Below are 13,420 nucleotides of genomic sequence, written 5' to 3'. Positions count from 1 at the left end.
CCTAGATAGGGAACAGGGCGGGGAAAGGCCGGGGCCGTGGGGAGTGGGGGCGTGCGGCGGCCGATCCGGGCGCGGGGTGGGGGATCCCGCGCAGTGGGCACGAACATATGCGACAAAGTGCAGGTAAAGGCAACTTAATGGGACGACCAGTGAAATATCTCACTTATGCCGCAAGAGTGCCTCGAAGCCCGAGCGTACGCCGTGGATCTTCGACAATCAGCCGAACGCGTAAAGGATCAGAGCATGAGCGAGCGCACCGTCTCGACGGTGTCGGCGTCCTCGACGCGCTTGTCGGGCCGGTAGCGCAGCACCCGGGCGAACCGCAGTGCCATGCCGCCGGGGTAGCGCGGTGAGCGCTGCACCCCGTCGAAGGCGATCTCCACGACCAGCTCGGGCCGCAGCCGCACCGTCCACTCGTCGGTCGGCCCCTCGGCGAGCTGCAGGAAGCGCTCGGTCTGCCAGGCCAGCAGCTCATCCGTCAGCCCCTTGAACGTCTTGCCGAGCATCACGAACCCGCCCTCCGGGTCGCGCGCCCCCAGGTGCAGGTTGGACAGCTTGCCCTCGCGCCGCCCGTGCCCCCACTCGGCCGCCAGGACCACCAGGTCGAGCGTGTGCCGCGGCTTGACCTTGATCCAGCCGGCCCCGCGCCGGCCCGCCGCGTAGGGGGAGGCCAGCGACTTGACGACCAGGCCCTCGTGCCCGGCCTTGACGACGTCGGTGAAGAACTGCTCGGCCTCGGCCAGTTCGCCGGTCACCAGGCGGGGCGTCAGCAGATCTTGCGGGACCGTGCGGGCCAGGGCCTCCTGGCGCTCGGCGTACGGGAGGTCGAGCAGGTCGGCGCCGTCGACCCGCAGCGCGTCGAAGAAGAACACGCTCAGCGGCGTCTGCGCGCGCAGCGCGGCGACGTTCGTCTTGCTGGAGACCCGGCTCGCCGTCACCTGGAACGGATGCGGCCGCCCGTCGGGCCGCAGCGCCAGCACCTCGCCGTCGAGCACGAGATCCGTGGACGGCATCTCCAGGACGGCCTCGACCAGCTCGGGCACCTGCGGCGTGATGTCGTCGAGCGTACGGGTGAAGACCCGCACCTCGGGCCCGGAGCGGTGGGCCTGCACGCGGACGCCGTCGAGCTTCCACTCCAGCGCCGCCGGCGTGCCCGCCTTCTCCAGCGCGGCGGCCACGTTGGGCGCGCTGCCCGCCAGCATCGGCGCGACCGCCCGCCCCACCTCCAGCCGGAACGCGTGCAGCGCCGCCACCCCGCCGCTCAGCGCGGCGGCGCCGACGGCGGGCAGCCAGCCGCGCAGCGTCAGCGCGCGGCGCACGTCGGCCGACGGGGCGCCGGACGCCTTGGCGATGGCCTCGATCATGACGCCGTCGAGGGCGCCCTGGCGCAGCTCGCCGTGCAGCAGCCGCCGCATGAACTGCTGCTCCTGGCTGGTCAGCCCCGCGAACAGCTCGGCCACCAGCGCCTTGCGTGCCGCCTGCGAGCCCGGCCCGGACACAGCCTTGATCTTGCTCAGCAGCCGGTCGACGTCGGTGAGCGTGGCGGTGGCGGCGAGCTTGGGCTGCGGGACGTCCTCCAGCGTGCGCCAGCCCACGCCGACCTGACGTTGGGGCAGCTCGCCGGAGAGGTAGGAGATCGCGATCTCCGCCTCGTCCGGCCCGACCCGGCCCAGCAGCTCCGCCAGGTGGCCCACCTTGCCGAGCCGCGCGGACGTGCGCGTCACCGCCTCGGACACGCGTACCACGTCGATCAGAAGCACACGCCTATGGTGCCTCACGACGGGGACATTTCCCCACTTGGTATTGCCGTCAGCGGCAAGTGTCGCGAACGGGAGTGTCGCGGGCAAGGATCACGCGGGCGCGGGTCATGAAAGGCGTAGGCGCCGGTGCCACGGAGGGCGCCGGCGCCTGGGCACGGAGGCTCAGCTCACGCCGAGCAGGTCGACGACGAAGATGAGCGTCTCGTTCGGCTTGATGCGCGGAGGGGCGCCACGGGTGCCGTAGCCGAGGTGCGGCGGGATGACCAGCTTGCGCCGGCCGCCGACCTTCATGCCGGCCACGCCCTGGTCCCAGCCGCCGATGACGCGCCCGGCGCCCAGCGGGAACTCGAACGCCTCGCCGCGGTTCCACGACGCGTCGAACTCCTCCCCGGTCGAGAAGGACACGCCCACGTAGTGGACGCGGACGGTCTGGCCGGGCTTGGCCTCGGGGCCGTCGCCGACGGTCAGGTCCTCGATCTCGAGGTCCTGGGGCGGGGTGCCGCCCGGAAAATCGATCTCGGGCTTCTGGAGTGCCACGAAAGTGCTCCTGTTGACGGTGGTTCTCGAAGAGAATGGACCCGACGACTCTATGCGGTCGGGATATCGTCGGTGTTCATGGCCGCCCTTTCTCCTGACGCGTTCCTGCTCACCGGCCGCGTGGCCGTCGTCACCGGGGCGGCCAGGGGCATCGGCCTGGCGATCGCGGAGGCGTTCGCCGCGCTGGGGGCTCACGTCGCGGTCTGCGACCGCGACAAACCAGACCGCGACAAACCAGACCGCGACTCGCCCGATCGCGACAAGCCCGACAGCGGGCTGGCGATGACGCTCGACGTGCGCGACCACCTGGCGGCGGAGGTGTTCGCCCAGGCCGTACGCGAGCGCTGGGGCCGCGTGGACGTGCTGGTCAACAACGCGGGCGGCACCTTCCACGCCGGGTTCGCCGACACCTCGGCGCGCGGCGAGCAGACCCTCATCGAGGAGAATTTCACGCAGGTCACCGGCATGATCCGGCGCCTGCTGCCGATGATGGGGGCGGGCGGGTCGATCATCAACGTGACGTCGAGCGAGGCCCACCAGGCCGCGCCCGGGTTCGCCGTGTACGCGGCGATGAAGGCGGCCCTGGAGAGCCTCACGAGGACGCTGGCGCTGGAGCTGGCTCCCCAGGGCATCCGGGTGAACGCCATCGCCCCCGACGCGATCCGCACCGAGGGCGAGGCGGGCGTGCGCGAGCGCATGCTGGCCCGCCCGCTGCCCCATGAGCTGCCCTACGAGCCGGTACGCGTGCCGCCGCTCGGCCACCTGGGCGAGCCGGGCGACGCCGCCGCGGCGGCCGTGTTCCTGGCCGGAGACGCCGCCAGGTTCGTGACCGGCACGACGCTGCACGTGGACGGCGGCATCAACGCGGCCGGCGGCTGGCGGCGAACCTAGTGCGACTGACGACGAATCTGACGACGAATCACCAGCTCTGGTGCAGCGGCATGCCTTCCGCGTACCCGGACGAGCTCTGGATCCCCACGACCGCCTGGGCGTGGAACTCCTCCAGGTTCGACGCCCCCGCGTACGTGCACGAGGACCGCAGCCCGGCCACGATCGCGTCGATCTGGTCCTCGACGCTGGGCCGCTTGGGGTCGAGGTACATGCGGGAGGTGGAGATGCCCTCCTCGAACAGCGCCTTCCTGGCCCGGTCGAACGCGGAGTCCTCGGCGGTGCGCAGCCGCACGGCCCGCGCGGAGGCCATGCCGTAGTTCTCCTTGTAGGCGCGCCCGTCGGCGTCGATGTGAGTGTCGCCGGGCGATTCGTACGTGCCCGCGAACCACGACCCGATCATCACGTTGGAGGCCCCGGCGGCCAGGGCGAGGGCCACGTCGCGCGGGTGGCGCACGCCGCCGTCGGCCCACACGTGCCGCCCGAGGCGGCGGGCTTCGGCGGAGCACTCCAGGACCGCGGAGAACTGGGGCCGGCCGACGCCGGTCATCATGCGGGTGGTGCACATGGCGCCGGGCCCGACGCCGACCTTGAGGATGTCGGCGCCGGCGTCGACGAGGTCGCGGACGCCGCCGGCGGTGACGACGTTGCCGGCGGCGACGGGCACGCCGGGGTCGAGGGCGGTGACGGCGCGCAGGGCGGTGATCATCTTCTCCTGGTGGCCGTGCGCGGTGTCGACGACGAGGCAGTCGATGCCGGCTTCGAGCAGCTCCTTGGCCTTGGCGGCGACGTCGCCGTTCACGCCGACGGCGGCGGCGATGCGCAGCCGGCCCTGGGCGTCGACGGCGGGCTGGTAGAGGGTGGCGCGCAGGGCGCCGGTGCGGGTGAGGATGCCGACCAGCCGGCCTTCGTCGTCGACGATGGGCGCGAGCCGGTGGCGGCCTTCGTGCAGCCGGTCGAAGGCGGCGCGCGGGTCGAGCCCGGCGGGCAGCGTGAGCAGTTCGCGCGACATGACGTGGTCGAGCTGGGTGAACATGTCGACGCCGCGGCAGTCGGCCTCGGTGACGACGCCGACGGGGCGGTTCTCCCAGTCGACGACGATGACGGCGCCGTGGGCACGCTTGGGCAGGAGCTGCAGGGCCTCGCCGACGGTGTCGTGCGGGGTCAGGGTGAGGGGCGTGTCGTGGACGAGGTCGCGCTTCTTGACCCAGTCGACGACGTTCGCCACGACGTCGAGCGGAATGTCCTGGGGGATGACGACGATGCCGCCCCGCCGCGCGACGGTCTCGGCCATGCGCCGGCCGGCGACGGCCGTCATGTTGGCCACGACGATGGGAATGGTGGTGCCGGTGCCGTCGTTCGTCGATAGATCGACTGCGAGCCGGGAGCCGACCGCGGAACGCGCCGGGACCATGAACACGTCGCTATAGGTCAGGTCGTAATGTGGCTCGAGGTCGTTGAGAAATCTCACGTTCATCCATCTTATGCGCTGGTGGCTCAACAAGGCTTTTCCCCGTTTCGCGGGGCCTTATGATCGGCCGGGACACTTTTGGGGGAGGGAGGGTCTGTGAACGTCACCGAACGGGCCGAACTGCTGGTGGTCGGTTTCGCCGTACGTACCACGAACGTCGATGAAATGGATCCGGCGCGGGCGAAACTGCCGGTTTTGTGGCAGCGGGCCGGTGCGCCCGGGGCCTTCGCGCATGTGCCCGGCCGCGTCGACGAGAACCTTTACGCGGTGCTCACCGACTACGAGAGCGACCACCACGGCGCCTACACGCAGATCGTCGGCACGGCCGTGCGCACGGTGCCGCGGCTGCCGGAGGGCATGGTGGCGGTGCGGGTGCCGGGCGGTCAGTCGCTGAAGCTGGAGGTACGCGGCCCGTTGCCGCAGGCTCTGGTCGAGGCGTGGCAGTCGGTGTGGAAGCACACCGAGTCGGGCGGCACGCCACCGCGTGCCTTCACGACGGATCTCGAGGTGCACCACCCCGACGGGGTGGATCTCTACCTCGCGATTTGAACCGGCTACATCGCGGTGTGAGCTAGAGTCCGAGCGCGACGGCCGCCGTCTCGACGGCCGTCGGCTTGACCTCCTCCAGCGGCAGGTGCGCGAATTCCACCGCGCAGTCGGACATGCCGCCCAGCGCCACCGTGGCGCGGATCTGCTGCTCCAGCCCGAGCTCGGGCCCGAGCAGCCTGGCGACCAGCTCCCGCCGCCATTCGAACATGCGCGTGCCGAGGTCGAGGAAGCCGAGCGTGGACAGGTCGCGCACCATCATCACGATCACCTCGCGGTGCCGCCAGATCAGCTCGAAGTAGTCGGCGAGCAGCTCGCGCGGCTCGCCTGCCTGGCCCCGGTCGCGCAGGAACCGCTCGATGTCCTCCACCAGCGGCTGCACGATGCTGCGCACGAGGTCGTCGCGTGAGGAGAAGTGGTAGTAGAGCGCGGGTTTGGTGATGCCCAGCCGCTCGGAGATCTGGCGCAGGCTGGTGTTCTGGACGCCCTGCTGCACGAACAGCTCGCGGGCCACCGCCTGGATGCGGGTCTTGGTGTCACTGGGCATGATCCGAGGATATCCCTTACCTACCGTTAAGTCAGACGGCGTGCTAGCGTACTTACTTAACGATAGGTAAGGAGGGGTCATGCGGGTTCTCATCTCGGGCGCGAGCATCGCGGGGCCGGTGCTGGCGTACTGGCTGACCAGGTACGGCTTCGACGTGACCGTCGTCGAGCGGGCCCCGGCGCTGCGCAAGACGGGCGGCCACGCGGTCGACCTGTTCCGCCCCGCCATGGACATCGCCGAGCGGATGGGCGTGCTGGACGACGTGCTGGCCAAGAAGACCGGCACGGAGTGGCTCACCGTGTACGACGAGGCCGGCGCGCCCCTCGCCGAGCTGGAGCTGCGGCGCATCTTCGGCGCCGTCTCCGACCGGCACGTCGAGATCATGCGCGACGACCTCAGCGAGATCCTCTACGACGCCACCCGCCACGACGCCGCCTACGTCTTCGGCGACTCCATCACCTCGATCGCAGGCGACGGCGAGGTCACCTTCGAGCGCGGCGCGCCCGCCCGGTTCGACCTGGTGATCGGCGCCGACGGCCTGCACTCCAACGTGCGCCGCCTGGTCTTCGGCCCCGAGTCCCGCTACACCACGTGGATCGGCGGGTACCTGGCGGTCGCCTCCGTCCCCAACCACCTGGGGCTCGACGGCCGCATGGTGGGCGTGGCGGGCGCCGGCCGGATGGGCGGCATGTACGCGGCCGCGCACATGGCCGACGCGCGGGCGATGTTCCTGTTCAGGACGGAGCAGCCGCTCGACTACCACCACCGCGACGTCGCCCGGCAGAAGGAGCTGCTGCGCGCGCACTTCGGCGACCTGGGCTGGGAGATCCCGAGGCTGCTGGACGAGGTGGAGCGCACGCCCGCCTTCTACTTCGACTCGATCACCCAGCTCCGCCTCGACACGTGGTCACGCGGCCGGGTCTCGCTCGTGGGCGACGCCGGCTACTGCCCGGGCCCGGCCGTCGGGGGCAGCACGAGCCTGGCGGTGGTGGGGGCGTACGTGCTGGCGGGAGAGCTGGCGGCGCACGGCGGCGACCACACGCGGGCCTTCCCGGCGTATGAGGCGGAGCTGGGCGAGTACGTGCGCCGCAGCCGGGCGTTCGCGGTGAACGCGGCACGCAAGATCGTGCCGGGCAGCCGGTTCGAGCTGTGGGCGATGGCGCGCCTGGTGCGGCTGATCAACCACGTGCCCGTCGGTCTCACCAGGGCGGCGGTCAAGCTGGCCGGCCGCAACATGCGCCTGCACGACGCGATCAGGCTCAAGGACTACGCAGCACCACGGGAAACGACGTCACGCCCCTGACGAAGGCGTTGGGCAGGATGCGCGGTCCCTCGGAGTCGGCCCACGCGGCCGAGCCCACCCGGGCCAGCCACTCCTCGAAGAAGATCCGCAGCTCCAGCCGGGCCAGCGCCGCGCCCAGGCAGAAGTGGGTGCCCAGGCCGAACGCGATGTGCCCGCCCGGCTTCCTGGTCACGTCGAAGACGTCGGGGTCGGTGAACACCTCGGGGTCCCGGTTCGCCGACCCGTACATGAGCAGCACCTGCTGGCCCGCGCGGATCTCCTGCCCGTGCAGGACGGTGTCGCGGGTGGCGGCCCGGCACATGTTCAGGATCGGCGTGGTCCAGCGGATGAACTCCTCCACCGCCCCCTCCATCAGGCCGGGGTCGGCGCGCAGCAGCCGCCACTGGTCGGGGTGGCGGATCAGCGCGTCGATGGCGGTGGCGATGACCGTCCTGGTGGTCTCGGCGCCGCCGTCGAGCAGCAGCAGCGCGTCGTTGGCCAGGCACTCGTCGTCGTAGCCGGGGGTGGCGCACCACAGGGACAGCAGGTCGTCGCGCGGGTCGGCGCGCCGCCGCGCGGCCAGCTCCAGCACGGCCTGGCCGTACTCGCCGGCGGCCACGGCGGCCTCGTGCGTGACGTAACGCAGCCCGCCGCCGGCCACGATCGTGGTCTCGGACCAGTGCTTGAGGCGGGGCCAGTCCTCGTCGGGGAAGCCGAGCAGCCAGCCGATCATGCGGGCGGGCAGAGGCGCGGCCAGCTCGCTCACCGCGTCCACCGTGCCCCGTTCGAGTGCGCCGGTGATCAGCTCGACGACGACCTCGCGGACGCGGTCCGCATAGCGGTCGTGCACGTGGCGGGGCGTGAAGCGGCGGTAGACGAGGCGGCGGCGCTCGGCGTGCTCCGGGTCGTCCAGGCCGATCATGGACGGCTCGGAGGGCAGCTGCGGGCGGTAGCCGACGGTGCTGGTCCACAGGCGGGGGTCGCGCTCGATGGCGGAGATGTCGGCGTGGCGGGAGACGCCCCACAGGCCGTTGGGCTCGTCGCGGTAGACGGGGGCGTGCTCGCGCAGCCAGGCGTAGACGGGGGAGGGGTCGCCGGCGTAGAGGTCGCCGTCGAGTAAGTCGATCATGCGAGTACCCCTTGGGCGCGTAGCTTGTCCGCCTCCTCCTGGGGCAGGCCCCAGCCGGACAGGTCGTCCAGGCGGGTGGCGGGGGACAGGTCCTGCGCCGGCACGCCGAGCAGGCGCGGCGCGGGCGCGGGGTGGGTGACGCCGCCGACCTGGACGAACGAGCCGCGGGCGGCGTTGTGCGGGTGCTCCGGCGCCTCGGCCATCGACAGGACGGGTGAGACGCAGGCGTCGGAGCCGTCGAAGATCGCCTCCCACTCGGCGCGCGTGCGCTTCCTGAACTCCTCGGCCAGGCGGGCCTTGAGCGCGGGCCACTGGGCGCGGTCGTTCCTGTCGGGCAGGTCGGTCAGGCCCATGAGGCCGGTCATGGCCGCCCAGAACTGCGGTTCCAGGGAGCCCACGGCCACGTACTCGCCGTCGGCCGTCTCGTACGTGTCGTACTGCGGGGCGCCGGTGTCCAGCAGGTTCGTGCCGTGCGGGCCCCAGTGGCCGCTCTGGACCGCCTGGTAGAACATCGAGAACAGGATCGCGGCGCCGTCCACCATGGCCGCGTCGATCACCCGGCCGAGGCCGGTGCGCTCGCGCTCGTACAGGGCCAGCAGCACCCCGTACGCGAGCATGAGCCCGCCGCCGGCGAAGTCGCCGAGGATGTTGATCGGCGGGGTCGGCTTCTCCCCCTCGCGGCCCAGCATCGACAGCACGCCGGAGACGGCGATGTAGTCGATGTCGTGCCCGGCCGTCGGGGCGAGCGGCCCGTCCTGCCCCCATCCGGTCATCCGGCCGTAGATCAGCCGCTCGTTGATCGCGTGCAGGTCGTCGGGGCCGATGCCGAGCCGTTCGGCCACTCCCGGGCGGAACACCTCGATCACGACGTCGGCGTGCCGGACCAGCTCCTTGAACGCGGCCACTCCCTCGGGCGCCTTCAGATCCAGCCCGATCGTGCGCTTGCCGCGGTCCATGACATCGGCGCGCGGGCGATCGGAAACCGCCTTCACCCTGTCGATACGCAGGACTTCCGCACCGTGATCGGCTAGCATCATCCCCGCGAACGGCCCAGGGGCGAGCCCGGCGAGCTCCAGCACGCGCACCCCGGACAGCGGACCTCGGCGAACCTCAGGCATCGGCCTCTCCTTGCTGTGGACCCTGCCCCAGTAGAACAACATTCGGTGAACTGGTGCAAGCGGCCTTTCCGACCTTCCGGCGAACAACTGGGAGGTATGGGAAACTTGCCCACTGTCGGGTGGTCAACAGGGGTAGGAAATGGTTTCGGATAGCAACCGGCTCATCTCAGGGCGCTACCAGTTACTGCGCGAGTTGGGCCGCGGGGGAATGGGCGTGGTCTGGGAAGGCCGCGACACTTTGCTCAACCGGCAGGTGGCCATCAAAGAGGTCCTCCTGCCGGACACGCTGTCGTCCGGCGACCGGGAGCGCCAGCTCCTGAGGACCGCCCGCGAGGCACGCACCGCCGCCAAGCTCAACCATCCCTCGGTCGTCGCCGTGTACGACGTCATCGAGGAGGACGGCCGGCCGTGGATCGTGATGGAGCTGGTCAGCCATCCGACGGTCGAGCAGGTCGTGCTCACCTCGGGCGCGCTGCCGGTGCGGGAGGCGGCCGAGCTGGGCAGGCAGGTGCTGTCCGCGCTGCGGACCGCGCACGCGGCCGGCATCCTGCACCGTGACGTCAAGCCGAGCAACATCCTGCTGTCCGAGGACGGCCGGGCGGTGCTCATGGACTTCGGCATCGCCACCGTCGAGGGCGACTCCTCGCTGACCAGGACCGGCATGGTGACCGGCTCGCCGAGCTTCCTGGCGCCGGAACGGGTGCGTGCGGAGAACGCCGGACCGGCCTCCGACCTGTGGTCGCTGGGCGCCACGCTGTACGCGTGCATGGTGGGCCGCTCGCCGTTCGAGCGCGGCGACCCCATGGCCACGCTCAACGCGCTGCTCACCGAGGAGCCGGACTACCGCAGGATCCCGCCGATCATGCACCCGGTCCTGAAGGGCCTGCTCCAGAAGGAGCCCCAGGACCGCGTGGACGCGGAGGAGGCCGACCGGCTGCTCGCGGCCATCATCGCCGCCAAGCCCCCGGCCGGCGACCTCGACGTCCCGGAGAAGCCGAAGGGACAGGGCCCCGGCCGGGCCCTGCTCGCGGCGGCCGCGACGGTGGTGCTGGTGCTCACGGGCGGCGCGGTCGCGTACTTCAGGACCGCCACGCCGGCCGAGGGCGCGCCGCGCGCCACCACGCAGCCGGCCGCCGCGACCCAGGCGATCACGCCCAGCGCGGCGCCGTCGCCGAGCGCGACCCGCTCCGCCACGCCGACGCCGAGCGTGACCAGGGCCGCCCCCGCCGTGCGGGCGTACAAGTCGCGCGGCGGCTGGTCCGTCATGCGGCCCATGGGCTGGCGGGGCGCGATCAACGAGGCCTCCACCGAGTGGACCCGCCGCGACGGCAACGCCCACTTCGGCGTCGAGGCCGTCTACGCCAGCCTCGACCCGAACCAGATCATCCGTGACGGGCAGGAGACGCTCCGGCAGAACGCGCAGAGCGTGGTCACGCGGGGCCGCAGGACGCTCACCCACCACGGCGCCAAGGCCGTGCAGTGGGAGTTCACCTGGACGGCCGGCGAGGCGAACGACGCCCGCTGGGTCCGCCCCGGCACCCGCTACCACGAGATCCGCCGGGCGCTGGCGATCGGCGACACCGCGTACGTGCTGTCGTGGACCGTCACCGAGGAGCAGTGGCTGCGCAACCGCGCCCTGATGCGCCAGGTGATCAACAGCTTTACTGTGGGGGGATGAGCCCCTGGAACCTGCTCGCCCTCCCGCCGCTGCCCGAGCACGCCATGCGCCGCCTGCTCGGCCCGCTCGGCGACCGGGTGACGCTGCGCGTGCCGGCCTCCCGCGACAGGAAGGCGCTGCTGGCGGCGCTGCCGGACGCGGAGATCGTGCTCGGCGACTGGACGGGCACGCTCGTCATGGACGCCGAGGCGGTCGCCGCGGCGCCCCGCCTGGCGTTCGTGCAGCAGCCGTCCGTGGGCGTGGACGGCCATGACCTCGCCGCCCTCGCGGCGGCGGGGGTGCCGCTGGCCAACACGCCGGGCGTCAGCGCCGGCGCCGTCTCCGAGTGGTGCCTGGCCGCCACGCTGGCGCTGTCACGCAAGCTGATCGCGGCCGACGCCGCCGTGCGCGCGGGCGACTGGCCCCAGCAGGGCCTGCTGCCGCACGAGCTGCGCGGCCGGCGCACCGGCGTGATCGGCTACGGCCCGATCGGCGCCATGTGCGCGGACCTGTTCCGCGCGCTCGGCTGCGAGGTCACGTACTGGACCCGCACGCCCCGCCCCGACCCCGGCTACCAGGACCTCGACGCGCTCGTGTCCGGCAGCGACGTCGTGGTCGTCGTGATCGCGCTGTCGGACGAGACCCGCGGCCTCGTCGACCCCCGCCGCATGAAGCAGGGCGCCCTGCTCGTCAACGCGGCCAGGGGCGGCGTGGTGGACCAGGACGCGCTGGCCGAAGCCCTGCGCTCCGGGCACCTGGGCGGCGCCGCGCTGGACGTCTTCGACGTCGAGCCGCTCCCGGCCGGCGACCCGCTGCGCGACCTGCCGAACGTCCTGCTCTCCCCGCACGTCGCGGGCGTCACGCCGGAGTCGACCGGGCGCCTGGTCACCGCCGTCCTCGACAACCTCATGGCCGCCATGGACGGCCGTGCGGTGAAGGGCGTCGTGAACGGCGTATCGCCCAAGATCTCCAGGAAGTTTACGCAATCGCCTATCGCGTAGGGGATTCACCTGGCACGATGAACAGTTTTCGTGTCTTTAACGACCCCGGTCTGTTCGACGCCGCCCGCGGGAGATACGGTTTCACGGACGATCTCTACCAGCTCAAGGGGGTGCTTCCGTGACGACGACGATGTCGACACACCGGCGGGCAGTAGAGCAGATCCGGCAGTCGTACGCCGAGATTCCGGGTGACGCCGCGCCCAGGCTGGCCAAGTCGACGTCCAACCTGTTCAGGTTCCGCGACGGAGGCAAGACCGCCAAGCTCTCGGCCAGAGACCTCGACGAGGTCATCAGCGTCGATCCCGACACCATGACCGCCGAGGTCCAGGGCATGACCACGTACGAGCACCTGGTCGATGCCACGCTGCCGTACGGGCTCATGCCGTACGTGGTGCCGCAGCTCAAGACGATCACGCTGGGCGGCGCCGTGACCGGGCTCGGCATCGAGTCCACGAGTTTCAGGGACGGCCTGCCGCACGAGTCGGTCGAGGAGCTGGAGATCCTCACCGGCGACGGGCGCGTCGTCGTCGCCCGCGACGACAACGAGCACCGTGAGCTGTTCCGTGCCTTCCCCAACTCCTACGGCACGCTCGGCTACGCCCTGCGCATCAGGATCAAGCTGCGCAAGGTCCAGCCGTACGTGCACCTCACGCACGTCAAGTTCACCGACGCGGCCAAGTGCATGCTGGCCATGCAGGAGATCTGCGACAGCATGGTCTACGACGGCGACCCCGTCGACTTCGTGGACGGCGTGTTCTTCGAGCCCGGCGAGATGTACCTCACGCTGGGCCGCTTCGCCGACCGGGCGCCCTACATCTCCGACTACACGGGCATGCGGATCTACTACCAGTCGATCAGGCAGCGCAGCCGCGACTGGCTGACGGTCCGCGACTACCTGTGGCGCTGGGACACCGACTGGTTCTGGTGCTCGCGCGCGTTCGGCGTGCAGCAGCCGGTCGTCCGCTCGCTGATGCCGCGCCGCTGGATGCGCTCCGACGTCTACCGGCGTCTCGTGGCGCTCGACCGCAAGCACGGCGTGACCGCCCGCGTCGACCGCTGGCGCGGCCTGCCGGTGAGCGAGTCGGTCATCCAGGACGTCGAGACGCCCGTCGAGCGCGGGGCGGAGTTCCTGGAGTTCTTCCACGAGAAGGTGGGAATGACGCCGGTGTGGATGTGCCCGCTGCGAGCGAGCTCCCGCTGGCCGATCTATCCGCTGGAGCCGGGGAAGCTTTACGTCAACTTCGGGTTCTGGGGCATGGTGCCGCTGCCACGGGGGCAGTTCGACGGTTACTACAACCGGCTCATCGAGCGTGCGGTGCACGACCTCGATGGGCACAAGTCGCTCTACTCGACCTCGTTCTACGCCCGTGAGCAGTTCTGGCAGCTGTACAACGGCGATGCCTACTGGCCGGTCAAGCGGGAATACGACCCGAATGGGCGCCTGCTGGACCTGTACGAAAAGTGTGTACGGGGAAGGTGAGCAA

At 71.2% G+C, this 13,420-nt stretch carries 12 protein-coding genes; 6 read left to right on the top strand and 6 right to left on the bottom strand.

Translation table 11 applies throughout. The annotated features are described in order from the left end of the window. Window positions 1-236: 236 nt before the first annotated feature. Both HCN51_RS38630 and HCN51_RS38625 read right to left on the bottom strand, forming a co-directional pair. Window positions 237-1,760: an ATP-dependent DNA ligase gene (locus HCN51_RS38630; protein WP_168016914.1), complete on the bottom strand. Its 1,524-nt coding sequence runs from the start codon at window positions 1,758-1,760 to the stop codon at window positions 237-239. 162 nt (window positions 1,761-1,922) lie between these two features. Further along, the gene (locus tag HCN51_RS38625) at window positions 1,923-2,297 is read right to left on the bottom strand and encodes an FKBP-type peptidyl-prolyl cis-trans isomerase (RefSeq protein WP_168016912.1); all 375 of its coding nucleotides are present in this window, start codon (window positions 2,295-2,297) and stop codon (window positions 1,923-1,925) included. Between the two features lie 78 nt (window positions 2,298-2,375). On the opposite strand from HCN51_RS38625, the gene HCN51_RS38620 reads away from it, so the two are divergent. After that, window positions 2,376-3,188, top strand: coding sequence for an SDR family NAD(P)-dependent oxidoreductase (locus HCN51_RS38620; RefSeq protein WP_168016910.1), 813 nt, complete (start codon window positions 2,376-2,378; stop codon window positions 3,186-3,188). A gap of 28 nt (window positions 3,189-3,216) precedes the next feature. Here the strand turns inward: HCN51_RS38620 and HCN51_RS38615 are convergent, their stop codons facing one another. Next, window positions 3,217-4,656 carry a GuaB1 family IMP dehydrogenase-related protein gene (locus HCN51_RS38615; RefSeq protein ID WP_168016908.1) on the bottom strand — a complete coding sequence of 480 codons (1,440 nt, stop codon included), beginning with the start codon at window positions 4,654-4,656 and terminating at the stop codon, window positions 3,217-3,219. Window positions 4,657-4,752: 96 nt separating this feature from the next. Here HCN51_RS38615 and HCN51_RS38610 point away from each other — a divergent pair, with 96 nt between their 5' ends. Beyond that, window positions 4,753-5,205, top strand: coding sequence for an effector binding domain-containing protein (locus HCN51_RS38610; RefSeq protein WP_168016906.1), 453 nt, complete (start codon window positions 4,753-4,755; stop codon window positions 5,203-5,205). Between the two features lie 22 nt (window positions 5,206-5,227). On the opposite strand, the gene HCN51_RS38605 is transcribed toward HCN51_RS38610, so the two are convergent. Beyond that, complete coding sequence (locus HCN51_RS38605) at window positions 5,228-5,749, bottom strand: TetR/AcrR family transcriptional regulator (RefSeq protein WP_168016904.1); 522 nt, start codon at window positions 5,747-5,749, stop codon at window positions 5,228-5,230. Window positions 5,750-5,828: 79 nt separating this feature from the next. On the opposite strand from HCN51_RS38605, the gene HCN51_RS38600 reads away from it, so the two are divergent. Next, complete coding sequence (locus HCN51_RS38600; protein WP_168016902.1) at window positions 5,829-7,052, top strand: FAD-dependent monooxygenase; 1,224 nt, start codon at window positions 5,829-5,831, stop codon at window positions 7,050-7,052. Here HCN51_RS38600 and HCN51_RS38595 read toward each other — a convergent pair. Both HCN51_RS38595 and HCN51_RS38590 read right to left on the bottom strand, forming a co-directional pair. After that, window positions 7,009-8,160, bottom strand: coding sequence for a cytochrome P450 (locus HCN51_RS38595; protein WP_168016900.1), 1,152 nt, complete (start codon window positions 8,158-8,160; stop codon window positions 7,009-7,011). The genes HCN51_RS38600 and HCN51_RS38595 overlap by 44 nt on opposite strands. Continuing rightward, complete coding sequence (locus HCN51_RS38590; RefSeq protein ID WP_168016898.1) at window positions 8,157-9,278, bottom strand: CaiB/BaiF CoA transferase family protein; 1,122 nt, start codon at window positions 9,276-9,278, stop codon at window positions 8,157-8,159. The genes HCN51_RS38595 and HCN51_RS38590 overlap by 4 nt, the downstream gene beginning before the upstream one ends. A gap of 139 nt (window positions 9,279-9,417) precedes the next feature. Here HCN51_RS38590 and HCN51_RS38585 point away from each other — a divergent pair, with 139 nt between their 5' ends. The 3 genes from HCN51_RS38585 to HCN51_RS38575 all read left to right on the top strand — a co-directional run bounded on the left by HCN51_RS38585 (window position 9,418) and on the right by HCN51_RS38575 (window position 13,416). Then, window positions 9,418-10,956, top strand: coding sequence for a serine/threonine-protein kinase (locus tag HCN51_RS38585; protein ID WP_277350197.1), 1,539 nt, complete (start codon window positions 9,418-9,420; stop codon window positions 10,954-10,956). Continuing rightward, complete coding sequence (locus HCN51_RS38580; RefSeq protein ID WP_168016885.1) at window positions 10,953-11,936, top strand: NAD(P)-dependent oxidoreductase; 984 nt, start codon at window positions 10,953-10,955, stop codon at window positions 11,934-11,936. The genes HCN51_RS38585 and HCN51_RS38580 overlap by 4 nt, the downstream gene beginning before the upstream one ends. 130 nt (window positions 11,937-12,066) lie before the next feature. Next, window positions 12,067-13,416: an FAD-binding oxidoreductase gene (locus HCN51_RS38575; protein ID WP_080046248.1), complete on the top strand. Its 1,350-nt coding sequence runs from the start codon at window positions 12,067-12,069 to the stop codon at window positions 13,414-13,416. The last annotated feature ends 4 nt before the right edge of the window (window positions 13,417-13,420 follow it).

The sequence above is a fragment of the Nonomuraea composti genome (genome assembly GCF_012034275.1).
Taxonomy (GTDB): Bacteria; Actinomycetota; Actinomycetes; order Streptosporangiales; family Streptosporangiaceae; genus Nonomuraea; species Nonomuraea composti.
Note: the sequence above shows the minus strand (reverse complement) of the source record. Positions and strands in the feature narration are given on the sequence as shown.